This is a genomic window from Segetibacter aerophilus (assembly GCF_007991655.1).
GTDB lineage: Bacteria > Bacteroidota > Bacteroidia > Chitinophagales > Chitinophagaceae > Segetibacter > Segetibacter aerophilus.
Genome location: NZ_BJYT01000002.1, coordinates 334,156 through 358,944 on the forward strand (window position 1 = coordinate 334,156; position 24,789 = coordinate 358,944).

21 protein-coding genes are annotated in these 24,789 nt (G+C 39.9%); 16 read left to right on the top strand and 5 right to left on the bottom strand.

Annotated features, from left to right (window positions below):
• Positions 1 to 88 precede the first annotated feature (88 nt).
• Both pgi and ltaE read right to left on the bottom strand, forming a co-directional pair.
• The gene (gene pgi, locus SAE01_RS04870; protein WP_147202530.1) at positions 89 to 1,747 is read right to left on the bottom strand and encodes a glucose-6-phosphate isomerase; all 1,659 of its coding nucleotides are present in this window, start codon (positions 1,745 to 1,747) and stop codon (positions 89 to 91) included.
• Positions 1,748 to 1,791: 44 nt separating this feature from the next.
• Complete coding sequence (gene ltaE, locus SAE01_RS04875) at positions 1,792 to 2,805, bottom strand: low-specificity L-threonine aldolase (RefSeq protein WP_147202531.1); 1,014 nt, start codon at positions 2,803 to 2,805, stop codon at positions 1,792 to 1,794.
• A gap of 341 nt (positions 2,806 to 3,146) precedes the next feature.
• Here ltaE and SAE01_RS04880 point away from each other — a divergent pair, with 341 nt between their 5' ends.
• Complete coding sequence (locus SAE01_RS04880; RefSeq protein ID WP_018615655.1) at positions 3,147 to 4,004, top strand: sigma-70 family RNA polymerase sigma factor; 858 nt, start codon at positions 3,147 to 3,149, stop codon at positions 4,002 to 4,004.
• A gap of 140 nt (positions 4,005 to 4,144) precedes the next feature.
• On the opposite strand, the gene SAE01_RS04885 is transcribed toward SAE01_RS04880, so the two are convergent.
• Positions 4,145 to 4,978, bottom strand: coding sequence for an OmpA/MotB family protein (locus SAE01_RS04885; RefSeq protein ID WP_147202532.1), 834 nt, complete (start codon positions 4,976 to 4,978; stop codon positions 4,145 to 4,147).
• 433 nt (positions 4,979 to 5,411) lie between these two features.
• Here SAE01_RS04885 and trxB point away from each other — a divergent pair, with 433 nt between their 5' ends.
• The 11 genes from trxB (at position 5,412) to SAE01_RS04940 (ending at position 16,817) form a co-directional block, all read left to right on the top strand.
• On the top strand, positions 5,412 to 6,356 hold the full coding sequence (trxB, locus tag SAE01_RS04890; protein WP_147202533.1) for a thioredoxin-disulfide reductase: 945 nt from the start codon (positions 5,412 to 5,414) through the stop codon (positions 6,354 to 6,356).
• 160 nt (positions 6,357 to 6,516) lie between these two features.
• On the top strand, positions 6,517 to 6,879 hold the full coding sequence (locus SAE01_RS04895) for a dihydroneopterin aldolase (RefSeq protein WP_147202534.1): 363 nt from the start codon (positions 6,517 to 6,519) through the stop codon (positions 6,877 to 6,879).
• 10 nt (positions 6,880 to 6,889) lie between these two features.
• A complete protein-coding gene (locus SAE01_RS04900) occupies positions 6,890 to 7,642 on the top strand; it encodes a tetratricopeptide repeat protein (protein WP_147202535.1) in 753 nt (250 codons plus the stop codon).
• Positions 7,643 to 7,711: 69 nt separating this feature from the next.
• Positions 7,712 to 8,557: a DUF3822 family protein gene (locus SAE01_RS04905; protein ID WP_147202536.1), complete on the top strand. Its 846-nt coding sequence runs from the start codon at positions 7,712 to 7,714 to the stop codon at positions 8,555 to 8,557.
• Complete coding sequence (locus SAE01_RS04910; RefSeq protein WP_147202537.1) at positions 8,554 to 9,129, top strand: RsmD family RNA methyltransferase; 576 nt, start codon at positions 8,554 to 8,556, stop codon at positions 9,127 to 9,129. The genes SAE01_RS04905 and SAE01_RS04910 overlap by 4 nt, the downstream gene beginning before the upstream one ends.
• 296 nt (positions 9,130 to 9,425) lie before the next feature.
• Positions 9,426 to 9,998 carry a 5-formyltetrahydrofolate cyclo-ligase gene (locus SAE01_RS04915; protein ID WP_147202538.1) on the top strand — a complete coding sequence of 191 codons (573 nt, stop codon included), beginning with the start codon at positions 9,426 to 9,428 and terminating at the stop codon, positions 9,996 to 9,998.
• On the top strand, positions 9,988 to 11,082 hold the full coding sequence (lpxK, locus tag SAE01_RS04920; protein ID WP_147202539.1) for a tetraacyldisaccharide 4'-kinase: 1,095 nt from the start codon (positions 9,988 to 9,990) through the stop codon (positions 11,080 to 11,082). The genes SAE01_RS04915 and lpxK overlap by 11 nt, the downstream gene beginning before the upstream one ends.
• Positions 11,066 to 13,120, top strand: coding sequence for a ribonuclease R (rnr, locus tag SAE01_RS04925; protein WP_147202540.1), 2,055 nt, complete (start codon positions 11,066 to 11,068; stop codon positions 13,118 to 13,120). The genes lpxK and rnr overlap by 17 nt, the downstream gene beginning before the upstream one ends.
• Before the next feature lie 329 nt (positions 13,121 to 13,449).
• Entirely contained in the window at positions 13,450 to 14,418 is a 969-nt protein-coding gene (locus SAE01_RS04930) for a polyprenyl synthetase family protein (RefSeq protein ID WP_246113160.1), read from the top strand.
• Positions 14,419 to 14,479: 61 nt separating this feature from the next.
• Entirely contained in the window at positions 14,480 to 16,174 is a 1,695-nt protein-coding gene (locus tag SAE01_RS04935) for an amino acid permease (RefSeq protein WP_147202541.1), read from the top strand.
• 1 nt (position 16,175) lies between these two features.
• Complete coding sequence (locus SAE01_RS04940) at positions 16,176 to 16,817, top strand: HD domain-containing protein (protein ID WP_147202542.1); 642 nt, start codon at positions 16,176 to 16,178, stop codon at positions 16,815 to 16,817.
• Positions 16,818 to 16,879: 62 nt separating this feature from the next.
• Here SAE01_RS04940 and topA read toward each other — a convergent pair whose 3' ends face one another.
• Complete coding sequence (gene topA, locus SAE01_RS04945) at positions 16,880 to 19,462, bottom strand: type I DNA topoisomerase (protein WP_147202543.1); 2,583 nt, start codon at positions 19,460 to 19,462, stop codon at positions 16,880 to 16,882.
• Positions 19,463 to 19,883: 421 nt separating this feature from the next.
• Between topA and SAE01_RS04950 the strand changes: the two genes are divergently transcribed.
• The 3 genes from SAE01_RS04950 to SAE01_RS04960 are packed head-to-tail and all read left to right on the top strand — an operon-like array spanning position 19,884 to position 21,688.
• Complete coding sequence (locus tag SAE01_RS04950) at positions 19,884 to 20,351, top strand: NUDIX hydrolase (protein ID WP_147202544.1); 468 nt, start codon at positions 19,884 to 19,886, stop codon at positions 20,349 to 20,351.
• A gap of 39 nt (positions 20,352 to 20,390) precedes the next feature.
• The gene (locus SAE01_RS04955; protein WP_147202545.1) at positions 20,391 to 21,134 is read left to right on the top strand and encodes an ankyrin repeat domain-containing protein; all 744 of its coding nucleotides are present in this window, start codon (positions 20,391 to 20,393) and stop codon (positions 21,132 to 21,134) included.
• A 17-nt stretch (positions 21,135 to 21,151) separates the two neighbouring features.
• Positions 21,152 to 21,688 carry a hypothetical protein gene (locus SAE01_RS04960; RefSeq protein WP_147202546.1) on the top strand — a complete coding sequence of 179 codons (537 nt, stop codon included), beginning with the start codon at positions 21,152 to 21,154 and terminating at the stop codon, positions 21,686 to 21,688.
• Positions 21,689 to 21,820: 132 nt separating this feature from the next.
• Here SAE01_RS04960 and SAE01_RS04965 read toward each other — a convergent pair whose 3' ends face one another.
• The gene (locus tag SAE01_RS04965; RefSeq protein ID WP_246113161.1) at positions 21,821 to 23,167 is read right to left on the bottom strand and encodes a hemolysin family protein; all 1,347 of its coding nucleotides are present in this window, start codon (positions 23,165 to 23,167) and stop codon (positions 21,821 to 21,823) included.
• 65 nt (positions 23,168 to 23,232) lie between these two features.
• Here SAE01_RS04965 and SAE01_RS04970 point away from each other — a divergent pair, with 65 nt between their 5' ends.
• Positions 23,233 to 24,729, top strand: a complete 1,497-nt coding sequence (locus tag SAE01_RS04970) for an NAD(P)/FAD-dependent oxidoreductase (protein WP_147202548.1) — start codon at positions 23,233 to 23,235, stop codon at positions 24,727 to 24,729.
• The last annotated feature ends 60 nt before the right edge of the window (positions 24,730 to 24,789 follow it).

A 24,789-nucleotide genomic window follows, 5' to 3' on the forward strand; every position in this document is an offset into this window, starting at 1 on the left:
TCGCAATCCGTTCATCGTTTGTAGCATTATTTGGCTTTCCGCAAAAGTTGCTCAAAAATGTTCTTTGCAAGGAGCTAGTAATATCCCTTTAGGCTTTTCGTATTTGCTTGAAGTAATTAATTAAACCATTTGTAGAAGAGTCGTGGTCTTTAACTTCATCCTGGTTCTCAAGTTCGGGAAGTATTTTGCTGGCTAGTTGTTTACCAAGCTCAACTCCCCATTGGTCAAAGCTAAAAATGTTCCATAAAATTCCCTGAACAAAGATTTTATGTTCATACATTGCTATCAAGCTTCCAAGAGTTCCGGGAGTTATTTGTGTAATTAAGAAAGAGTTTGTAGGCTTATTTCCCTTAAAGGTTTTAAACTTCAACAGTTTCTTAATTTCTTCTTTGGTTTTACCGGCTTTCACTAATTCGGCAGTTACCTCTTCTTCAGTTTTTCCATTCATCAGAGCTTCTGTCTGTGCAAAAAAATTGCTTAACAGTTTTACATGATGATCACCGATAGGGTTGTGGCTGATAGCAGGAGCAATAAAATCGCAGGGAATAATTAAAGTGCCCTGGTGAATGAGCTGGTAAAAAGCATGCTGTCCGTTTGTGCCTGCCTCACCCCAAATAACTGGCCCGGTAGAGTAGTTGACCTCGTAAGCGTTTCTGTCAACGCTTTTTCCATTGCTTTCCATATTTCCCTGTTGAAAGTATGCAGCAAAACGGTGCATGTATTGATCGTACGGCAAAATGGCTTCGCTTTGTGCTCCAAAGAAGTTGGTGTACCAGGCGCCAATAAGAGCCATTATTACCGGGATATTCGTCGCGAACTTCTCAGTTCTAAAATGTTCATCCACCAGGTAGGCACCTTTCAGCAACTCTTCGAAGTTTTCGTATCCTATAGTTAATGCAATAGAAAGACCTATAGCGCTCCAAAGTGAATATCTTCCTCCAACCCAATCCCAGAAGACAAACATGTTTTCTGGTGCAATTCCAAACGATACTACTTCTTTTTCATTTGTACTTAAAGCAACAAAATGTTTAGCGACATGTGCGTCATCTACTGCTGTCTTCAAAAACCAATCTCTTGCAGTATGCGCATTGGTCATCGTTTCCTGGGTAGTAAAAGTCTTTGAGGCTATAAGAAACAACGTTTCCTCGGGAGTTACTTTTTTAAGTGTTTCGGCTATGTGAGTCCCATCTACGTTGCTGACGAAGTAAGGTTGAATGCCTTCTTTCCAATACGGTTTCAGCGCCTCAGTTACCATCACTGGTCCAAGATCGCTGCCACCAATCCCAATATTGACTATAAATTTTATGTTTTTGCCTGAATATCCCTTCCATTCACCTGAGTGCACTTTTGCTGTGAAAGCTTTCATATGCGCTCGCACTTTTTCTACTTCAGGCATCACGTTTTGGCCATCACAATTGTAGGGCATGTCCGAGAAATTCCGTAATGCAACATGTAAGACAGATCTGTTTTCGGTCTCGTTTATTTTTTCTCCGTTGAACATTGCCTGGATACCCTCTTTCACCTGGCATTCCTCAGCAAGTTGAAATAATAGTTGAAGTGTTTTATTGTTAATAATATTTTTCGAGTAATCAAACAAAATATTATTGAACGAAGTAGAAAACTTTTTAAAACGTTCCGCGTCAGCAGCGAATAATTTGCGAAGATGTGTGCGCTGCATTTCTTCATCGTAATGTCTTTTCAACAGAAGCCATGCCTGCGTATTAGTTGGGTTATTTTTTGGAAACATTGTTTCGCTTGTGTTTTTTCTTCGTTTAAAACTGCTGTCAATACTTAAAGTTGCTCGATCACTTTAATTGTTTTTGATACCATTTCTTTCGTTACGTCCAAATGTAAAACAATTCTCACCTGCGTCTTTGAAATTGCAGTAACTCTTATTTCATTTTCCCGCATCTTTTCGACAAACTCAACAGGGTGTATTCTTCCACTTACTTCAAAAATAATGATGTTGGTTTCGACTGGCAGAATAACGGCAACAAAGTCCTTTTTTGCTAATGCAGCAGCAATCAGGCGCGCATGTTCGTGATCCTCTTCAAGCCGGGCTATATTATTTTCCAGCGCGTAAATTCCGGCGGCGGCTAGATATCCCGCCTGCCTCATCCCCCCACCAAAAACTTTCCTGATCCTTCTTGCTCTTTTAATTAAGTCTTTTGTTCCCAGTAAAACGCTTCCGATAGGTGTACCTAAACCTTTGCTTAAACAGATTGAAATGCTGTCGAAGATTTGACCATATTCTTCAGGCTTTTCATTTTTTGCAACAATCGCATTAAATAATCGAGCCCCATCGAGGTGCAATGCAAGATTGTTTTTAAAACACACTTCCCTAATATTCTTTAATTCAGTTAAGTTGTAACAACTCCCACCACCGCGATTAGCGGTATTTTCCAGGCTAATCAGGCTTGTTCGGGGTTTATGAATATCGTCTGGGTTAATTGAGTCGGCAACCTGCTCTGCTGTCAACCTTCCATTATCACCAAGTACAGCACGAACAGAACTGGCAGAATTTAGGGCTATTCCACCACCCTCGTAAATATACACATGGGACATGTGGTCGCAAATAACTTCATCTCCCGGCACTGTATGACACTTTATGGCAATTTGGTTGGTCATTGTACCACTAGGACAAAAAATCGCCGATTCCATTCCAAACATTTCAGCCAACATCTTTTCTAGCCTGTTAACTGTAGGATCTTCTCCATACACATCATCACCAACTTCCGCTTTGAACATCGCCTCCAACATTCCTGGTGAAGGTTTGGTAAAGGTGTCTGATCTGTAATCAATCATAAGCCGCGAAATTAAGAGAATAAGAAGTTATTGTGAAGGTGGGGGTATGCTTTTTGAATAATATTTTTAAATAATGTGCGCATTGATAAGTAAGGGAACACGTTCACGTGACGATAATTGTTTCTCCCAATACCGAAGTCGTGGGATTAGAAAAAGTAAAAAATAAGTTTAAAATAGGGTGAGATCAGGTTAATTTATAGACAAAACAGGTACGTTTCTTCACAAAAGCTGGTAAAAATCAATGTTGAAACGTAACTTTGCTCCACTTAGAGACGTCTATTATACTACAATGAACTTCTATGATCTTTAAGGTGTTATAATTCTAAAATAATATTTACAGTATGAGGCAACTCAAAATTGCGACCCAGATTACCAACCGTGACTCCCAGGCGGTAGAAAAATACCTTCAGGAGATCTCGAAGATACCCATGATTACTCCTGAAGAGGAAACGATCTTGGCGCAAAAAATAAAAATGGGGGACCAGAGGGCATTGGAGCGATTGACTACTGCTAATCTCCGTTTCGTTGTATCTGTTGCTAAACAGTATCAACACCAGGGATTGTCGTTAAGTGATTTAATAAATGAAGGAAACCTGGGTTTAATTAAAGCAGCTCAGCGTTTTGACGAAACAAAAGGATTTAAATTTATTTCCTACGCTGTATGGTGGATACGTCAATCGATATTACAGGCATTGGCCGAACAAGGTCGTCTTGTGCGCTTACCTCAAAATAAGATTGGTACTTATAACAAAGCGAACAAGGCTTATATGGCTTTTGAGCAGGAGCATGAAAGAGAACCTAGCACGGAAGAACTTGCGGATATTCTTGAAATGAGTGAGACAGAAATTAATAACATTTTTCAAAGCAACACTCGTCATACATCTTTAGATGCTCCAGTACACGAGGCAGAAGATGTGGCTATGGGTGACCTGCTTGAAGGTGGCGATGATACTGACGATGATGTAATGAAGGATAGCCTTAGAGAAGAGATTCGTCGGGTACTTAAATCGTTATCACCAAGAGAAGCTGAAATTGTTAATGCTTACTTTGGTCTTGATGGGGAGAATGGCGTTACTATTGAACAAATTGGACAAAAATACGATTTGACTAAAGAGCGTATCCGCCAGATCAAGGAAAGAGCGATTAAACGTTTACAAAAGGCGCGTTATAGCAATGCGCTTAAAGCTTACTTAGGTTAATAATTATAGCTTAAATTATTAGAGCCGCTTCTTTTTGAAGCGGCTCTTTTGTTTATAGCCGTTAGCCGGTCGCAGATCAGTAAAGATTATAATAAAAAAAGCAGCCGAATTGGCTGCTTCAAAGAATTTTATTAAAGATTTTACTGGCCCGTACTATTGCCATTTTGAATTAACTGCATTAATTCATCCAGCTTAGGTTCCAGGATAATTTCAGTACGACGATTTTTTCCTCGTCCTTCCGCAGTAGAGTTACTATCTACAGGAACGTACTTACTTCTACCGCTGGCAGTTACACGCGTAGGATCAACTTTATAAGTATCGGTGAGAATTCGAACTATTGCTGTAGAACGGCCTACACTGAGCGCCCAGTTGTCTTCGAACTTACCTCTCATAGGTATAGAGTCGGTGTGACCTTCTATATTGACATTTATGTTTGGGTTCGAGTTTAAAACATCTGCAAGTTTGCCTAATGCCTGTTTACCTTTTGGATTAACTACTGCACTACCAGACGGAAACAAGAGGTTCTCCTGTAAGCTTACATACACCTTCCCGTTTTTTGTTGATACTGTAAGTTCATTAGAATTAAAGCCAACCAATGCGTCGGTAATTTTAGACCGCAGCAACTCGGTATTTTTCTTTTGCTGATCTATTAGTGATTGCAATTGCTCGAGCCGTCGTTGTTGATCCGCTATTTGCTCCTGACTCATATTTAAACGCGAAGAAGCATCCTGTAAACGGCTCGTTGCTTCTTTACGGGTTGCTTCTAATTGTTGTTGCAAAGCTGTTCTTCTACTTTCTAAATCACTAAGATTACCTTCTAGTTTGCTGATTCTATTTGCAAATTGAGTACTATCTGACCGAAGCTTATCGATTGTTTCTTCGGCCGACAAAAGTTGTCTTTTTGGCACACACGAACTGGTAAATAATATTAAAACGGTCAGCAACGTAAGTAATGAGTTTAGATTTTTTAGCATAAGGTTAAGTTTTTAAAAAAAGAGAAATTACCATGCCAACATTTCTTACTATATAATGACAATCAACTATATAAGAAGAAATTAGACCATTTCGACCAAGGATTTTAAAGGCAAGATTAGTCGCGTTTCGTATTCGTGACATACTGAATATATTGCAACTGGTTTTCCTAGCACGCAACCTGCCGACTTTGCCGCATCCTATTAAGTTTATTGACAGAAATGGCAGAAAAAGATGACTAATCACTTAGGCACTTTTTGTGCAATTAAGTGCGCAACGTTTGTTTACTTAAGAGTCTTAGGTCTTGCCGTAGAAAGCTCCACGCCTTTACACTTTGTTATCTATTTTTGGTAACTTTTTTAAAAACCAGGTGTTTAGGTTTAAAGCATTCTTGCATTTTATAACAAGCACCAAGAGCAAAATATTTAGAGAAAAATGGAAAATAATACGGAAAAGGTTCAATGCTTAATAATAGGTTCTGGACCTGCAGGATACACCGCAGCCATATACGCGGCTAGGGCCAATTTAAAACCGGTTTTATATCAAGGCATTCAACCAGGAGGACAGCTAACAATTACTACAGAGGTTGAAAACTATCCCGGCTATCCCGAAGGTATTCAAGGGCCGGACATGATGATCAATTTTGAGAAACAGGCGACCCGTATGGGGGCAGACATTAGGTACGGTCTTGCAACCAAAGTAGATTTTATGGAGGCTCCGTATAAAGTATGGATTGATGACGAAAAACTTATAGTGGCAGACACTGTCATCATTAGCACGGGTGCTTCAGCCAAATGGCTTGGCCTTGAAAGCGAACAGCGTTTAAACGGATACGGCGTAAGCGCCTGCGCAGTTTGCGACGGGTTCTTTTTCAAAGGAAAGGAAGTAGCTATTGTAGGTGCAGGCGACACGGCGGCTGAAGAAGCTTTATACCTGTCCAAACTCTGCAGTAAAGTTCACATGCTTATAAGACGCGACCAAATGAGGGCTTCAAAGATTATGCAGGACCGCGTATTGAAAGCTCCTAATATCGAGGTTCATTGGAACTCATCTACCGAAGAGGTTTTGGGCGAAACTAAAGTAGAAGGAGTTAGAATAAAAAATCATCAAACGGGAGAAGTGACTGATTTACAATTAAGTGCTTTTTTTGTTGCTATCGGACATACTCCAAACAGTGATATTTTTAAAGGTTGGGTAGAAATGGATGATAGTGGATACCTGCTAACTATACCTGGCACTTCTAAAACAAATGTAGATGGCGTCTTCGCCGCTGGTGACGTGCAGGACAAGCACTACCGCCAGGCAGTAACGGCAGCAGGTAGTGGATGTATGGCAGCTCTTGATGCAGAAAAATATTTAATGATGAAAGGTGAGCTGTAGTTCAGTCTGTTAGTTTATTAATTAATTCAGGAACGCCTGCTTTATATAAGGGAATAGTAATGGTGATTTTACCAATATTAGATTATTCCTTCTATTTCATCAAAAGCTATAAAAAGACTTTTTCCTGCTACTTTTCTATTTAATCAATCAACTATAGTGCATGGAGGCAGTAATGCAAATCGAGCTACAAAAAATAAGACTGTACGGCTACCACGGGTTCGATGCAGGTGAAGAAATAGTAGGAGGAGAATACGAAGTAAATATCCTAACTAGTTATATACCAGTAGATATAGTAATTAACAAGATTGAAGAGACCATAGATTATACTGTTTTATTAGAAGTGGTAAAGCAAAGAATGGAAAGGCCAACGCTGCTTTTAGAAACGTTGGCAACAGAGATTGCTAGTGAAATAATTGCAAAATTTTCAATAGTTACAGCGGTGGAGATTTCAATTTATAAATTGCATCCGCCGATAGAAAATTTCCAGGGATCAGTGGGAGTTACTTATAAAGTAAAAAGATAAATAACAGTAAATGAAAAGGTTATTAGTTATAGCGTTTATATTTTTAGCAGGAAAAGTAGTTGCTCAAGATGTTGAAGTGCTACTAAAGGAGGCTTCCAATCTTGAACGGTCATTGAAGGATGAGCAGGCACTGGATAAATACAAGAGCGTTCTTTTAACTGATCCTTCTAATCTTCAATCACTTGTTAGAGCCAGCGAAATAAGTTCTTCTGTTGGCGGTAGGCAAGTTGATAAGAAAGCAAGGCAGGAGTACTACGAGCGGGCAAGAGAGTATGCAGACAAGGCTGTTGCCCTTAATGCAAATAGTGCAGATGCTAATTATGTGAGGGCAGTGGCAGCAAGCAAATTAAGTGAGGTTGAAACAGAAAATAAGAAGCTAGCAAATGACATAAAGGAGGTAAAGTTATATGCTGATAAAGCGCTTGCAATTGATCCTAACCATGGCAAGGCAAATTATGTTTTGGGCAAATTTAACTTCGATATGGCCACTTTTCCATGGGCAAAAAAGGCTGCGCTAAAAGTTTTGTTCGGTGGTATTCCTGATGCTTCCCTCGAAAACGCTTTTAAGTACATGGAAAAGTGCAAAGTGCTGGAACCTTATTATGTTTTGAATTTTCTCGACCTTGCAAAGGCATACAAATACGACAACCAGCCTTCGAAAGCAATCCCGGTACTTAATCAGATGGTAAAGCTTCCAACCCGCACTCCCGATGATGTGGCAATAAAAGCAGAAGGTAAAAAAATGCTTTCAGAAATGCAGTAATGTAGATAAAACGCTTATCACGGCGAGGGCATATTTTTTTAGTATAATTGCACTCGCAATTTCAAATTGATGCCAAATAAGCGTTTTAGTATTTTTAGTTCTGAAGTTTTTGCCGTTGAAGAAGGTGATCAACTAATTATTGAGATTGCAAATTCTCACGTTGCATGCCTAGTAACAAAAGACAATAAAAGAGTTATTGCAGCGTGTGAGCTTTTCACTTTTGCCGAAGGAGAAGCCGAAAAGTTAGACCAGCTTTTTACCGACATTTCTCGCGACTCCAAAATTTTATCGTCTACTCCCGCTTCCGCTAAAATTTTTATAAACAACGAGTTTTGTGTACCTGTTCCTATTTTTAAGTTTAGTAAAGAAATAGCCCCGGAATATTTAAACCTTGTGTACGGCGAAGACTTTTCTTCGAAAATCAATTTCCAACATGTACCCGTTGAACCGGGCATGATGAACGTGTATCGAGTGAATGAAGACCTTTACAATTACTTAGATAAACGTTTTAATAAAGCTACTTTTCATCATTCTTACACAAATATCATCAGGAGAGTTACGAGCAGTGCCGCTCTTGTCTCCGATGAGTTTATTGCCGTACAATTTTACGATACTTTCCTAATTGCAGCCGTAATGAAGAACGGCGTTCTGCAACTAATACAAACTTTTGCTTATGAAACTCCTGAAGACGTCTTGTACTATTTGTTGAATATCACTCAACGGTTTGAGCTTTTCAGTGAAACGCTTACAATTAAGATTTCAGGAATGATAGACCTCGATTTTAAATTGTATCGCGAACTGATCACCTACTTTAAAAAGGTGATTGTAGAAAACGAGACTGTGCCTGCTTCAATACCCGAGCTGGGCGAGCACCCGCTTCACTATTTCACACCATTTTTCAACCTTGCATTATGAGAATAATATCAGGTGAATTTCGAGGAAGGAAAATTAACCCTCCCGCAAACATGCCTCATACAAGGCCGACAACGGATATAGCAAAAGAAGGTTTATTTAATATTCTGCAACATCGCGTTGATCTTGAAGGAATAAAGACGCTCGATTTGTTTGGCGGTACAGGTAGCATTAGTTATGAACTTGCTTCAAGAGGTGCCGGCGATCTTACCATTATTGAGAAAGATGCAGCAATGCACGATTTTATAAAGAAGAACCTCGAGATGCTAAAGGTTGAAAATTATAAAGTACTTCGTCTCGATGTATTTTCTTACCTATCGACGTGTAACGAGCAATTTGATTTCATTTTTGCCGGCCCTCCGTATGCGCTGGGAACGATAGATGAATTACCTAAAATAATCACTAACAAAAAGTTAATCGCACCAGGTGGTTATTTTGTTCTCGAACATACGCCGCGTAATGATTATGAAAAATTTCGGGGCTTCAGTTTTCAGCGAAACTACGGTTCTACCATTTTTTCGTTTTTTACAAATGGGGTCGAAAAAGATGCAAAGGGCGAGGCTTTGGGGAATTAGGAGTTAAGCGTGCTTTAGTTTTACTGCTGTCTTTTTAAGCAACTAAAGATGTTTTTGAAACCATAGATCTGTTCCGTGATTTTACATCGTTGCGTCGCATTTCATTCAACTATACATCTTTGGACGGCACTTTTTAAAGCGAGTATTAGTTTACTTTCTTTTTAGCAGAACTTATTAAAAGATCAATAAAAGAGTTACTGCCGAAGTGCTTGCGACGCAACGATGATGCTATGAAACTTAAAAGCTCGTATAGCAAAACTTACCGTTATTATAAAAAACAGTCGTAATTAGTTCAAATGCTGAAACAGGACTTAAGGAAAATTTATAAGGAGAAAAGAACCGCTTTGCCGACAACGGAGAGAATGAAGTTGGATGATTTACTATTAATCCAGCTGCAAAACCTTGCTTTTGAAAGTAGCATAGAGGTACTTCTAAGTTATTGGCCGCTGGAGCAACATTGCGAGATGAATACTCTTTTATACACCCGCTATCTTGAACACGCCATTCCTGGTTTAAAGGTTACGTTTCCACTGGTCGATATGGAGACAAAACAAATGCAGGCGATCCTGGTGCATGAGGAAACAGATTTTGTAGAAAACGAATATGGTATACCCGAACCTGAAGAAGGCGATGAAATTACGGCTGAAGAAATAGACCTTGTATTTGTTCCTTTACTGGCCTTTGATGAAGAGGGTTTTAGGGTGGGCTATGGTAAGGGCTTTTATGACAGGTTTTTACAAAAATGCCGAAATGATGTAATTACTGTTGGCTTCTCCTACTTCGATCCGGTGGACAAAATAGAGGATAGAAATCAATATGATGTACCTTTAAATTTCTGTATCACTCCTTCAAGAATTTATGAATTTTAATTTCTACCTGCTTAAGTCTGTTAGAATTCTACTTTTTCCTTTCTCGTTACTTTATGGATTGGTCGTTATCATCCGAAACTATTTATTTGATAAAAAAATAATCAAGTCCGTTTCATTTAATCTGCCAATTATAGGCGTTGGCAACCTGTCTGTTGGCGGCACAGGTAAGTCACCAATGGTAGAATACCTCATTCGAATGCTGCAGGACAAATATCAAATAGCCACCTTGAGCAGGGGGTATAAAAGAAAAACAAAAGGGTACACACTGGCTCATGCCGAAACTACTGCACTTGAAATAGGAGATGAGCCTATGCAGTTCTATAGCAAGTTTCCTTCGGTGGCAGTTGCTGTTGGTGAGGAAAGAATAGTGGCAATACCCCAACTGCTTCACGACCGACCCGAAACTCAGGTTATCATACTGGATGATTCTTTTCAACACCGAAGTATTCATCCCGGTTTCAATATCTTGTTAACTGAGTGCGGCGATTTATTTACGCGCGATTTTTTTTTGCCCACAGGTGATTTAAGAGATCAGAAATCATCTTACAAAAGAGCCAACGTTATTGTTGTCACTAAATGCCCTCCTGAAATTTCTATGGAGCAAGCGGAAAGGATCAAAGAGGAAATACGGCCCTTGCCGAACCAGCATGTTTTATTTTCAACTATACAGTATACAGATCTTTATCACATTGTTACAAAAGAAAAAAAGAGGCTTTCACTAGAAGACGAAGTGCTGCTTGTTTGCGGCATCGCGAATCCTACACCATTGAAAAATTACCTCGTACAGCAGTCAAAGACTTATTACCAGTTGTCTTTTTCTGACCACCACATTTTTACTATTGATGATCTCAATGAAGTGAGAAAAAAGTTTGAAGAAATTCAGGCAACTCAAAAAATGATTGTTACTACCGAAAAAGATGCGGTGAGGCTAATGAAATTCAAAGATGAACTGAAAGAAATGCCAATGTATGTGTTGCCTATACAGCACCGTTTTCTTTTTGGCAGGGGCACACAATTTGATGAAATTGTAAATACTTTTATAGAAACCTTTCAAGACAATAAAAAACATGAGCAAAAAAGATAAGTCCTCAAGAGGAAAGAAACACGATTCGGATCTTGCGAAAGGGGTACTGGAAATAACACGAAGCGGGGTAGGATATGTAGTAACAGATAGTGAGGGTGGAGATATTTTTGTTCGTCCAAATGACTTTAATACTGCTTTAAACGGTGATACCGTTCGCGTGAAAGTGGTACGAGAAAATTTAAATAATGGCAAAAGAGAGGGACGTGTTACAGAAGTTGTAAGCCGTAAACAAAGTGAGTTTATTGGGCACATACAGGTTAGCTCAAACTTTGCCTTTTTTATTCCCGACTCCGATAAGCCGATGCCTGATCTTTATATACCACTTGATAAATTGAATGGTGCAAAAGATAAGGACAGGGTACTGGCAAAAATTACTAAGTGGGATACAACTAATAAAAAGCCTGAAGGTGAGATTGTTCAGGTGTTGTTGGCTGAGCAAGAGAGCGACATTGCTATGAAAGGCATCCTCGTGGAAAATGGTTTCCCGTTGGTTTTTGAGGACGATGTAATGGAAGAGGCATTGAGATTACCTGACGTGATATCTGCCTCCGAAATCAAGAAACGTAAAGACATGAGGGATGTACTTACGTTTACTATCGACCCCGTTGATGCGCGAGACTTTGATGATGCCATCTCAATAAAAAAATTGAAGATCGACTTGTATGAGATCGGCGTTCATATAGCTGATGTAAGTCATTATGTAACTCCCGGATCTATTCTGGACGATGACGCTTATCAAAGAGCAACCTCGGTATATCTTCCTGACCGGGTTAACCCAATGTTGCCGGAAAGAATTTCAAACGAATTGTGTTCACTGCGGCCAAAGGAAGATAAACTAACTTTTTCTGCAGTTTTTCAGATTAACCTAAAAGGTAACGTAAAAGACTTCTGGTTAGGAAGAACAGTTATTCATAGCGATCACCGATATACTTATGAAGATGTGCAGGAGATCATCGAAAAAAAAGAAGGTTTATACAGCGAAGAAGTTTTGTTGCTGAATGATCTTGCACAAGGGTTTAGAGCCGCAAGATTTAGTGATGGTGCCATCAACTTCTCATCTACTGAGGTTCGTTTTAAGTTGGATGAAAAGGGTAAGCCCATTGGTATCGTTGTGAAGGAAAGTAAGGAAGCGCACCAGTTGATAGAAGAGTTCATGCTGCTGGCTAATAAAACAGTCGCTCAGTATGTCTCGAAGGTAAAAGTGAACAAGAAGGAAGTGCCTTTTCCATATCGAATACATGATGTTCCTGATGAGCAGAAGTTGACTCCGTTTATAGCTTTTGCAGCTAAATATGGCCATAAGTTCGATACCTCTACCCCTGAAAAAATAGCTTCCAGTTTCAACCAGATGTTGGAAGATGTGAAAGGAAAGCCTGAACAACATGTTCTTGAGTCGCTCGGTATTCGTACCATGGCTAAGGCTGTTTATTCTGCTGATAATATCGGCCACTATGGTTTGGCTTTCGAGCATTATTGCCACTTTACTTCTCCCATCCGTCGTTATCCCGATGTAATGGTGCATAGAGTTTTGGAGAGTTGCCTTGAAGGTGCTCCTGTTTTTGACAAAAAGATGGAAGAGAAGTGCAAGCACTGCAGCGAGATGGAACGCAGTGCCATGGATTGTGAACGAGCTGGAAATAAATACAAGCAAGTCGAGTTTTTAAAAGAACATATTGGAGAGGAATTCTTAGGTGTGATCAGCGGAGTATCGGGATTTGGGTTTTGGGTCGAAACTGTTGAACACAAGTGTGAAGGATTGGTGTCGATAACAGGTCTTTCCGATTACGATGATTTCCGTTTGATTGAATCAGAATACAGTCTTGTTGGGCGTAGAAGTGGACGCAAATTCAGGATGGGCGACAAGGTATATATCAAAGTTGTATCTGCTAATTTGGCGAAGCGTCAGTTGGATTTTGATTGGGTTTTGAAACCTGAAGTTGACGAAAAGCTAAACGAGGAAACGGTAGTAAAACCAGTGCCCACGCGCACCAGAAGCAAAGCCAAAGGCAGCGAAAAGAAAAAGCGGAAGATTGAGTAGTGATAGTTGTAGGTAGTCAAGTAAATAACACTATTAAGATCTCATTGCATAGCACGCTGGTACTTTGCATCTTTTTGCAGCTTTTTCTGCTTTTTAAATAAAGACCGTAAAAAGTTCTTTAGCTTATTCTATAAAAAGCTACATCTTGTTATTTAACAGTTTAGGTACTGCGTGCTCATAAGCGCTGCAATAAAAAGTTGCAGTACAAGGGAGTGACACAACGAACGCTCATTACGAACAAATGCTTGTTTCATAAAAAATATACACTTTCGGGGTGTCTATAACGTGACTATTTTTTTGCCACTATATTTGCCCACACAGAAAAGCTTATGATGCATTCGTTCGGAGAGCTTGTTACAAAATTTACTTCTTATTTCAATGTTCGTCATTTTCCAATGGCACCGTCTACTCTCTATGATCCTTGTGAATACTTTTTAGGATTAGGTGGCAAAAGGATAAGACCTGTAATGTGTTTAATGGGCAACGAATTGTTCGATAAGATTACTCCTGATGCGTACCATGTCGCAAATGCCATTGAGCTTTTTCACAACTTCACACTGATACATGATGATATAATGGACAAGGCGCCGCTTCGCCGCGGAATGCAAACTGTACATACAAAATTCGACGAGCCGACGGCATTACTAAGTGGCGACGTGATGATGATACAGGCTTACGAATACATTAATAAGGTCAGGACAAATACAATTCATAGAATTCTTACACTTTTCAACAAGACGGCTGCACAGGTTTGCGAAGGACAACAACTGGACATGGATTTTGAAAAGAAAGAGACAGTTGATTTGGATGATTACATTGAAATGATCGGATTAAAAACGTCGGTGCTAATGGCGGCTAGTCTTCAACTTGGTGCCATCTTAGGTGGCGCAGGAGATAGCAACGCAAAACATTTATACGAATTTGGATTAAACCTCGGAATAGCCTTCCAGGTACAAGATGATTACCTCGATGCCTTTGGTGACCCTGAAAAATTTGGGAAGCAGGTAGGTGGAGATATAGTTGCTAATAAAAAAACCTTCTTATTAATTCATGCCTTAGATGTAGCGACGGGAGCGCAAAAAGAAGAGCTGCAGAATTTGCTAAAACAAAATGAGGATGACAAAGTGGAAAAAGTACTAGCTATTTATAGAAGCTGCGGAGTGGATGAATGGGCAAGAAGCCTCAAAGAAAAATATGTAACTGTAGCCTTTCAACATCTTGAAGACATTGCAGTTTTATCAGTACGGAAAAAGCCTTTAAAAGAACTTACCTCTTTTCTTGTTCAAAGAGATTTTTGATTGTCTGCCATTGAAAAAAAATCACCTTCATAATTTATAACTCTATCAAAAAAATCTGTTCATGGCAAATCCATTGCTCCGGAAAAAATCAATAGATAAGATTTTAGCAGATGCTGAAGCGGGATTGCATGATGGTCATGGAATGCTGAATAAAGTATTGGGAGTAAAGGATCTTACCCTTATGGGTATTGCTGCAGTAATAGGGGCGGGCATTTTCAGTAGCATTGGTAAAGCGTGTTTTGATGGTGGACCCGGAGTTATTTTCCTGTACATTTTTACTGCCATTGCTTGTGGCTTTGCTGCTTTGTGTTATGCTGAGTTTGCATCAACCGTTCCTGTTTCGGGGAGCGCCTATACTTATTCATACGTTGCCTTCGGCGAAATCTTTGCCTGGATTATTGGGTGGGATTTGTTAATGGAATATGCCATCGGAAACATTGCGGTAGCCATTTCGTGGAGCGACTATTTCACAGGCTTGCTTGATAAAGCTGGTATTCACATTCCGTCGTGGCTCACCATGGATTACACTACAGCCCATGCAGGATTTGATGAAGCAACGGGACTACTTTCGAGTGGACAGGCACTAGCCTCTATTGATCCGGCGATGTCAAATAAATACGACGCATGGCTGCATGCTCCACAACTTTTTGGAATGCATGTGATAATGGACCTGCCCGCTTTAATGATCGTTGCCCTTATTACTTATATCGTTTTTATAGGCATACAGGAATCTAAATCTGCGAGCAACATTATGGTAATTATAAAGCTTGCTGTTATTTTCCTTGTCATTGTTTTAGGTGCTTATTATGTGCAGCCACAGAACTGGAGCCCTTTTACACCAAATGGTATTTCAGGAATTTTGAAGGGTGTTTCAGCGGTATTCTTTGCCTATATAGGCTTCGATGCAATTTCTACAACTGCTGAAGAATGTAAAAATCCACAACGAGATCTTCCGCGTGGAATGATCTACTCGCTGATCATCTGCACCATTTTATATGTGCTGCTTGCTTTGGTGCTGACAGGCATGGTTCATTACACAACGCTAAACGTAGGTGATCCACTCGCTTTGATTTTTGAAGCAAGAGGACTGAAATGGATCTCTGGAATTGTTGGCGTTAGCGCTATCATTGCCACCGCAAGCGTGTTACTTATTTTCCAATTAGGACAACCTAGAATTTGGATGAGCATGAGTCGCGATGGACTGCTTCCAAAAATCTTCTCGCGGCTTCATCCTGTTTATAAGACTCCGTCATTCTCCACAATTCTAACTGGTTGTGTAGTTGCAATCCCTGCCCTTTTCCTAAACCTGGATGTTGTGCTTGCTTTAACAAGTATCGGAACTTTATTTGCGTTCGTGCTCGTTTGCGGCGGAGTGCTGGTTTTGCAAAAAAGAAAGAAGCAGGCTGCTTCAAAATTTAAAGTGCCGTATGTAAATGGTAAGCTGATTGTTCCGGCAGTTTTTATCATTTCTGTGGCATTGGTTGTTTTGTATGCACCAGCTCATTTTGTAAATATTTTTTCGAAAGAAGGTTTTCCAATGTTACTGTTTTGGATTGTTGCATTGTTGGTAAGCATCTTTTCATTTAAACATTCATTTTCGTTAATACCTGTACTTGGATTAATTAGTTGTTTTTATTTAATGGCACAGGAGAGTCATACCAACTGGCTACGTTTTTTGATCTGGTTAGCCGTTGGCTTGATTGTTTACTTCAGTTATGGAATTCGTAAAAGCAAGCTTGCTTTAAATACTGTATAAAATGGATAATATTTTAGATTACGTGAAAAAGAAATGGAAGCAATTGACCGCTTTCTCAAACAAAGAAGAAATTAAGGAGCAACTGTGGGAAGAGATTCTTTATCGTTATTCTGAGCAACACAGGCATTATCATAACTTAACTCACATCGCTTTTTTATATAGCTTATGTGATCAACATCTCGATAGAATCTTAAATCCTGCAGTTACAGGTTTTGCTATTTTATATCATGATATCGTGTACGATACATATCGTCCTGATAACGAAGAGCAGAGTGCTGCGCTGGCAGAAAGTCACCTGAAGCAATTGAATGTAAATTCAAGGATAATTGAAAATATCAAAACATTTATAATAGCTACCAAAGATCACAAAGTGCCACAAGGATTTGCTTTGAAAAATGATCTTGGTTTATTTCTTGATTTTGATATCGCGATTCTTGGAGCAGAGGCTGAAACGTACAAAGCTTACAGTGAAAAAATACGCCAGGAATATTTAAAGTATCCCGATGACGTGTACAAAGCCGGCCGGAAACAAGCGCTTCAAAAAGTGCTTGAATCCGAGAAGATCTTTATAACAAATGACTTTGTAGAAACGATGGAAGAGACGGCTCGTAAAAACATTAATAGCGAAGTAGGACAGTTGTAACCTCCAACATCGTACTGAGACTTGCGCACCGGTCGAAATATTCTACCACTCAATTTATCATTCTAGGAGACCGCCTTTTTCGAGGCGGTTTTCTTAGCTGCAGTTTTCTTTGCAGCTGTTTTTTTGGCCGCTGCCTTTTTTGAAAACGCACCCGGCACTTGTGCCTCAATCATTTTCTTGACCTCATCGAGAGAGATGGTTGAAAGTTCTTCTGCAGTGTATTTTCCTTTCTCTCCTTTGCCAACTACTTTCAACATTTTTTTGCCAAATTTGATGAAAGGACCCCAACGGCCATTTTCAATTGATATTTTTTCAGATGGCCAGTGCTGTATGTAACGGTTGGCTTCTTTCTCTAATTTTTTCTCTATCAGTTGCTCGCAATCTTTTTGAGTCAGCTCATCAAAGTTGTAGCCCTTTGGAACATTTATGAACAAATCCTGCCATTTGATAAAAGGACCAAATCGTCCTTTCCCTTTTGTCACCGGCTTATCTTCATACATCCCGATAGGAGCATCTGCTACCTGCTTTCCACCAATCACCTCAATAGCACGTTCCATATCTACCGTTAAAGGGTCTTCACCTCGTGGTAATGATATAAATTCATCACCCCACCGTACATATGGTCCAAACCTTCCAACGTTTACGGCCACTTCTTTACCTTCATATTCACCTAACACCAATGGAAGCTTAAATAACTCCATGGCCTCATCCATGGTAATTGTTTCGATGCTTTGGTCAGCTTTTAATTTCGCAAACCGAGGTTTTTCTTCTTCGACATTTGACTCGCCGATTTGTACCATCGGACCGAAACGGCCCATCCTCGCAACAACTCTTTTTCCTGTTTCAGCCTCCGCGCCTAAAATCCTTTCGCCTTTAGCCCTTTCAGCCGTTTCAAGTGTTATTTCAATATTGTTATGAAAAGGTTTGTAGAAACCATCAATCATATTGCTCCACTTCATCTTGCCATCAGCTATCTCATCAAATTCTTCTTCTATCTGTGCGGTGAAGCCATAGTCCATTACACTTTTAAAGTGCTGCTTCAGAAAATCTGTTACAACCATTCCCAGGTCCGTTGGAAATAACTTCGACTTTTCAGCACCCGTATTTTCAACAACCACTTCCTTTTGTACCGAGTTGTCTTTTTTCAGCTTTAAAACATTTACCTCTCTTTTCACACCTTCCTTATCACGCTTCTCAACATAGTTACGCTTCATAATTGTGGTGATGGTAGGAGCGTAGGTAGAAGGTCGGCCTATTCCTAACTCTTCCAGCTTTTTCACCAAAGACGCTTCAGTATATCTTGGCGCCGGACGGGTAAATCTTTGTGTTGCCCGCATTTCTCTAAAGTCAAGAACTTGTGCAACTCTTAGTGGCGGAAGTACCCCTTCGCCATCTTCTTCGCCATCCTCGTCATCCTTGCCTTCATTATATACTTTCAAAAAACCATCAAACTTCATTACCTCGCCTGTTGCAGTAAGGTTATCCCTGTTTGTCGAAATATTGATTTTTGCAATTGTTTTCTCAAAAGCTGCATCAGCCATTTGAGAGGCAATGGTGCGTCGCCAAATCAGTTCATACAAGCGTCGTCCCTCTTCATCGTCCACCGAATGGTTTTCCATATAGGTTGGACGAATAGCTTCGTGTGCTTCCTGAGCGCTTGCATTTTTATTTTTGTATTCTCTCGCCTGGTAATACTTATCCCCGTAACTACTTTTGATTTCCGCCTGGATGGCGTTCATGGCAGTTTCACTTAAGTTGATGCTGTCGGTACGCATGTAAGTGATCTTACCACTTTCATATAAACGTTGTGCTATCAACATTGTCTTACTTACGCTATAGCCAAGTTTACGGCTAGCTTCCTGTTGTAGGGTAGAGGTGGTAAACGGCGCAGCGGGCGAACGTTTTGCCGGCTTAACGGTTACATCGGTTACTTTGTATTCTGCATCTTTACAGCTCTCTAAAAATTGTAGTGCAAACTCTTGTTGTAAAATTTTTCCGGGGCCTTCAGCTTTAAAGGTTACTTGTTTACCGTTTATATCATTTGCAGAAAATAGCGGTTCAATTTTATAGCTGCTCTCCGTTGCAAAATTGTTGATCTCTCTTTCACGTTCAACAACCAACCTTACGGCAACGCTTTGCACACGGCCTGCACTTAGGCTACGTTGCATTCCTATTTTACGCCATAGTACAGGGCTCAGTTCAAAACCGACAAGCCTGTCTAAAACCCTGCGAGCCTGTTGAGCATTCACAAGGTCCATATTAATAAAGCGGGGATTTTGAACAGCCTTTCTTATCGCGGGAGCGGTAATTTCATGAAAAACAATTCGCTTTGTACTCTTAGGATCAAGGCCTAGTTCTTCCGCAAGGTGCCAGCTAATGCTTTCTCCTTCGCGGTCCTCATCCGATGCAAGCCAAACCTCTTTGGCTTTTTTGGCAAGTTGTTTCAGTTCTTTTACAACTTTCTGCTTTTCCTCAGGAACTTTATATCGCGGCTGGTAGTTGTTGTTCAGGTCGATACCCATGTCATCTTTTTCAAGATCCCTGATATGGCCGTAACAACTTTTTACTTCAAAGTCATTTCCCAGTATTTTCTCAATCGTCTTCGCTTTAGCCGGAGACTCCACTATTAATAAATTCTTACTCATTCTGGTTTTTTAAGGTTTTGGATACGGGCTGTAAACCTTTTTTCAGCATCGTTGTGTCACTCACTTTTACTAATAATTACATATGCAGCAACTAGCTTTGACTGTTGCAATATTACAGCATAAGTTGAAATAGCAAAATAATTGATACGTTCGACAATAGTTTTAACCAGCATTTACAGGTGGTTAATTAACCTTTAAACTACCCCCTTTCCGCGGAAGTAGTAAAAAGACTTTGATGGTTGCCGTGACCACAGTAATAGTAAGCTACAGAACATAAAAAACCGAACTCTTATTGTCTGCAGAAATAATTATTCAAGAAAGGTTTAAAGCTTTAACTGCCGATTGTTCCATTTTGCTAAAAGGACGGTAGTAATTTTAAGCCAGAGTTAAATATTAGCTTTTTATCATAAACCTATGCAATTTGTCAAAACTAAGCGCAGGCATACTAGCTTATAACGTATCACCAAAAGGAGAATTAAAAGTTCTGCTGGTACACCCCGGAGGACCGTTCTGGAAGAATAAAGATGAAGGTGCCTGGAGCATCCCGAAAGGTGAATACTTAGAAGGGGAGGATGCCTTACTAGCAGCAAAAAGAGAATTTACCGAGGAGACCGGAAATGTTTTGCCGGATAGTGAATGTATACCGCTGCAACCTCTAAAAATTAAATCAGGAAAAGTGATTACGGCATGGGCGACAAAAGCAGCATTTGATCTTGCATTTATAAAGAGCAATGAGTTTGAAATGGAATGGCCGCCACGTTCAGGAAAGAAGCAATTATTTCCTGAAGTAGACAAAGCCGGATGGTTCACGATGGATGAAGCACGAGTAAAAATCAACGCCGGACAAATGACTTTTTTGGATCAACTAATTGCTATAACCAGCCAGTAGGAAAGTTCTATTTTATAATACCGCCAATCAAATCCTTTCATGGATTACCTCGAAAAGCTAATTACAGAGATTGAGCTTCATTCGCCTAAGCGAATTAGAGAATGTTTTGAAAACGGCATTCATCCCAATGATCGTTATAATGACAGGCCGCTTATTGAGGAACTGATAAGTGAGTATCCAAGAGGTCCAAAGTTTAAGGAGCGTGTTAGAGTCTTTGTCGACTATGGATTAGATTTCGAAGACAAAGCCTTACTAAGTGTGCTGTTAGACGACCCCAACGCACTAAGCAATGAGTTAGGTGATAACAGGGATCTGGTAGAAAAAAGGTATTCTCTACGATGTGACTTTACGCCTTTGTTTGAAGCTACGCTGCTGCACATTTGTGCTGAGTTTAATCATGTTTCTTGTGCAGATGTTCTTGTTAGTCATGGCGCTGATGTAAACGCTGCAGCAGGCGTCGACGAATATGGCTTCGGCGGTCAGACTCCTGTCTTTCATACCGTAAATCAAAACGAAAATCTTTGTGTAGATGCTATGAATTTCCTTCTTTCAAAAGGTGCTGATCTCGAAATAACAGTTAAAGGATTAAGGTGGGGGAAAGGTTATGAATGGGAAACGTTTATTCCTGCGGTCAACCCAATTAGCTATGCAATGATGGGACTACTTCCGCAGTTTCAACGGAATGAAGTTTTAATTTATGAAGTGGTATCTATACTCATGAAGACTGCTTATGGCATTGATTATTCGCGGCCTAATGTTCCTAACTTATACATAAGAAAATGATCAATTAAGAAAAACGAATGCAAGACACTGTATACGAAACTAAGTTTGAAGAAAGCCAGTCCTTCCGGCAAAAAGGGTTGTTCGTTGTTTACTTTATTTTGCTGGCCCTTCTTGGACTGTTTATTTATGCGGATGTTCAACAGATAATTTTAGATCGCCCTTTTGGCAGCAAGCCTGCTCCAATTGTTGTGCTGGTGTTTATCACATTTTTTATACTGGCATTGCTCGTGCTATTTTATGTGGCTAGGCTCCAGACAATTATTTCGGAGGAAGGCGTAAAGTTTAGGTGGGTTCCGTTTCAGAGAGCATTTTCGCATTATACATGGGAGAATATAATAAAGGCTGAAATAATAAAGTACGGGTTTGTAGGGTACGGATTAAGGCTCACCTCTTACGGAACTGTCCACAATGTAGCGGGAAATAAAGGACTGCAGTTAACTTTAAAATCAGGAGGGCGCGTCGTTTTAGGAACACAAAAGCCTGTACAGTTAGAAGCTTTTTTACAGCAAATTGACAAATTGCCAAAAGACTATTCTGAGAGATTGTCGGGGTAATTATAGTGAGACTGAAGTTTAGAGTAGCACAAATGTAAAAGTGCTTGCGACGCAACAATGATGCTTGTGAATTGATGCTGGTATTGAAAGACAAACAATAGTTGATGCTCTCTTTGCTAGTATCCCCAGGGATTATTCATTTTCCTCGAGTTCAGTTTTCATCTCTTCTGAAATCGTGACCAAAACTTTATCTATACGATTACCATCCATATCCATAATCTCTAGGCGGAAGCCGTTCCATTCTAATGTTTCCCCGGTTTCTGGGATAGTGCGCAACTGGTGAAGAATGAAACCGGCAAGTGTATTAAAGTCGTGCTCGCCTTCGTTCATATATTCCGTTTTTTCAAAACGGCTTAGAAAATCGTAAAAAGGAATTTGAGCATCTATTAAATAGGTGCCGTCTTCTCTTTCAGTGATTTCGTAGTCATCCTCATCTGTCGGTCCAATGTCACCGACAATCGCCTCAAGAATGTCGTTTAAAGTCATCATTCCTTCCACGCTACCGTACTCGTCAACAATAAAACACGAAGTCGCCTGCACCTGCTTAAACTTTTCCAACACCTGGTAGACAGAGTTATTCTCAGGCACAAATAAACCGGGCTTCATCAGGTCTTTCAGTAAAATGTTGTCGTCCGCCAACATGATGTCTTTAATAGAAATGATGCCCTTAATATTATCTATTACGCCCTCGCACAGCGGGTAGCTTGTATGTACCACCTCGCGCATTTTCTGCTTGATGTCTGCTACCTTGCAGTTGACATCCATCCAAACAATATCACTCCTATGGGTCATCAGAGATGTGATGTTGCGGTCACCAAGATGAAAAACCCTTTCGATGATTTCCTGCTCCTTTTCTTCGATAGCGCCGGTTTCAGTTCCTTCATTTATGATCGCTTTTATTTCCTCTTCGGTAACTGTCGTGTCGTTTGGCGTCGTCTTAAAAAGCTTTGAAATGAGATCAGTGCTTTTGCTTAAAAACCAGACAAAAGGATACGCTACTTTAGAAATAAGCTGCATTGGCGTTGCTACCCATTTAGCAATGGCTTCAGGCCTCGACAAACCAATTCTTTTAGCCGTTAGTTCGCTTATAAGTGACAAATAGGTAATACAAAAAACAACGATCACGGTTGCAATTGAGCCTTGGTAGGGATTGAGTGCGGGAAAGCCTTTTAGGAATTCAATAAGTGAATTTTTAATATTATCCCCTGAAAAAATACCCGTTAAAATTGACATTAAAGTGATGCCTATCTGTACAGTAGAGAGAAAATTATCCGGATGATTTGCAAGACGCAGTGCTTTTTTTGCGTTGACATCGCCTTTGTTTGCCTGTACCTCAAGTCTCGTTTTGCGCGATGATACAACCGCAATCTCAGCCATCGCAAATACCCCGTTCAATAAGATTAATCCAAGAATTATAAAAACTTCCGTCATTTTATTTTGTTGCTGCAAATCTACGCATTCGCGTGTGTTATATATCATATTATAAAAAGCACGCCAATGAAACTCAGGCAGATTTCACCAAATAAACTATATTTGCGCCCTTTATGGCAAACGCAAAAAGAATAGCAGTTATAGGTGCCGGCCCTGCTGGGTTAACTGCTGCTTACCTCTTAAGTAAGGCAAACCAGGATGTGGTCGTTTTTGAGAAAGATCCAAAATATGTGGGTGGAATCTCGAGGACCGAGTCTTACAAAGGATACAATTTCGATATCGGTGGACATCGTTTTTTTTCTAAATCAAAGGAAGTAGAAGACTTCTGGACAGAGATTTTAGGTGACGAGTTAATTGACAGGCCAAGAAGTTCAAGAATTTTCTACAACAACAAATTCTTTTCTTATCCTCTTGAGGGAATGGAAGCCTTAACAAAATTGGGTATTTTTGAGTCTGCGCTTTGCGTGCTTAGTTATTTAAAAGCTAAAGCGTTTCCTATTAAAGACCCTAAGAATTTCGAGGAATGGGTAAGTAACCAATTCGGTAAAAGACTTTTTAACATCTTTTTTAAAACTTACACAGAAAAAGTTTGGGGTACACCTTGTACTGAGATTTCTGCTGACTGGGCAGCTCAGCGTATTAAAGGTTTATCACTGTCGTCTGCAATTAAAAACGCTCTTTTCAAGCCTAAGAATACAAGTGGAAATAAAGATAAAGTGATCAAAACTTTGATTGATACTTTCCGTTATCCAAAGAATGGTCCCGGTATGATGTGGGAAGAGTGTGTAAGGAAAATTCAGGGAATGGGCAACGAAGTTCGTATGAACACCGGCGTTTCTTCTGTTGAGTATGCAGCTGGTAACTGGAGTGTAAATCTTACTGATGGAACTACAGAAACAGGTTTTGATTATGTGATTTCATCTGCTCCTATAAGAGAATTTATACCAACGCTTAATCCTAAGGTTTCTCCAAAAGCCCTTAAAGCTTCACAGGATCTTAAGTATAGGGACTTCTTAACTGTTGTACTTATAATGAAGGATAGGAACGTATTTTCTGACAACTGGATTTATATTCACGATCCATCCGTTACTGTTGGTCGTGTCCAAAACTTTAAATCATGGAGTCCTTATATGATCCCTGACCCCAGCATGGCTTGTTATGGTCTCGAGTACTTTTGTTTTGAAGGTGATGGTCTTTGGACAAGCAGCAACGAAGCCTTGCTTGAATTAGGTAAGAAGGAATTTCAAAAGATTGGTTTAGGTAAAGCTGAAGATGTTGTTGATGGATATGTTGTTCGTCAGCCAAAAGCTTATCCTGTTTATGATGACGTTTATAAAGACAACGTAGATGTCATAAAAGATGAACTAAAAAGTTATCCCGGTCTTTACCTTGTTGGTAGAAACGGGATGCACAAATACAACAACCAGGATCATAGCATGATGACTGCTATGCTTGCTGCAAAAAATATAGAAGCGGGCCAGGAGCTATTTGACCTGTGGAATGTAAACGGCGACGCAGAATACCATGAGAGTGGCGACAGAGGTGCTGAAGAGGGTGGAAGATTGGTCCCCGGAAAAGTCGAGAAGAGCAGCAGCGTTCCTGCTAAATAAAAATTTGCAAATATTATTTTTATAAAAAGACCAGCGACAATGCTGGTCTTTTTTTATGGT

What these genes read in the sequence shown, in the direction of transcription:
- pgi (WP_147202530.1), bottom strand. Translation starts at nt 1,747, where the DNA reads ATGTTTCCAAAAAATAACCCAACTAATACGCAGGCATGGCTTCTGTTG.
- ltaE (WP_147202531.1), bottom strand. Translation starts at nt 2,805, where the DNA reads ATGATTGATTACAGATCAGACACCTTTACCAAACCTTCACCAGGAATG.
- SAE01_RS04880 (WP_018615655.1), top strand. Translation starts at nt 3,147, where the DNA reads ATGAGGCAACTCAAAATTGCGACCCAGATTACCAACCGTGACTCCCAG.
- SAE01_RS04885 (WP_147202532.1), bottom strand. Translation starts at nt 4,978, where the DNA reads ATGCTAAAAAATCTAAACTCATTACTTACGTTGCTGACCGTTTTAATA.
- trxB (WP_147202533.1), top strand. Translation starts at nt 5,412, where the DNA reads ATGGAAAATAATACGGAAAAGGTTCAATGCTTAATAATAGGTTCTGGA.
- SAE01_RS04895 (WP_147202534.1), top strand. Translation starts at nt 6,517, where the DNA reads ATGGAGGCAGTAATGCAAATCGAGCTACAAAAAATAAGACTGTACGGC.
- SAE01_RS04900 (WP_147202535.1), top strand. Translation starts at nt 6,890, where the DNA reads ATGAAAAGGTTATTAGTTATAGCGTTTATATTTTTAGCAGGAAAAGTA.
- SAE01_RS04905 (WP_147202536.1), top strand. Translation starts at nt 7,712, where the DNA reads ATGCCAAATAAGCGTTTTAGTATTTTTAGTTCTGAAGTTTTTGCCGTT.
- SAE01_RS04910 (WP_147202537.1), top strand. Translation starts at nt 8,554, where the DNA reads ATGAGAATAATATCAGGTGAATTTCGAGGAAGGAAAATTAACCCTCCC.
- SAE01_RS04915 (WP_147202538.1), top strand. Translation starts at nt 9,426, where the DNA reads ATGCTGAAACAGGACTTAAGGAAAATTTATAAGGAGAAAAGAACCGCT.
- lpxK (WP_147202539.1), top strand. Translation starts at nt 9,988, where the DNA reads ATGAATTTTAATTTCTACCTGCTTAAGTCTGTTAGAATTCTACTTTTT.
- rnr (WP_147202540.1), top strand. Translation starts at nt 11,066, where the DNA reads ATGAGCAAAAAAGATAAGTCCTCAAGAGGAAAGAAACACGATTCGGAT.
- SAE01_RS04930 (WP_246113160.1), top strand. Translation starts at nt 13,450, where the DNA reads ATGATGCATTCGTTCGGAGAGCTTGTTACAAAATTTACTTCTTATTTC.
- SAE01_RS04935 (WP_147202541.1), top strand. Translation starts at nt 14,480, where the DNA reads ATGGCAAATCCATTGCTCCGGAAAAAATCAATAGATAAGATTTTAGCA.
- SAE01_RS04940 (WP_147202542.1), top strand. Translation starts at nt 16,176, where the DNA reads ATGGATAATATTTTAGATTACGTGAAAAAGAAATGGAAGCAATTGACC.
- topA (WP_147202543.1), bottom strand. Translation starts at nt 19,462, where the DNA reads ATGAGTAAGAATTTATTAATAGTGGAGTCTCCGGCTAAAGCGAAGACG.
- SAE01_RS04955 (WP_147202545.1), top strand. Translation starts at nt 20,391, where the DNA reads ATGGATTACCTCGAAAAGCTAATTACAGAGATTGAGCTTCATTCGCCT.
- SAE01_RS04960 (WP_147202546.1), top strand. Translation starts at nt 21,152, where the DNA reads ATGCAAGACACTGTATACGAAACTAAGTTTGAAGAAAGCCAGTCCTTC.
- SAE01_RS04965 (WP_246113161.1), bottom strand. Translation starts at nt 23,167, where the DNA reads ATGATATATAACACACGCGAATGCGTAGATTTGCAGCAACAAAATAAA.
- SAE01_RS04970 (WP_147202548.1), top strand. Translation starts at nt 23,233, where the DNA reads ATGGCAAACGCAAAAAGAATAGCAGTTATAGGTGCCGGCCCTGCTGGG.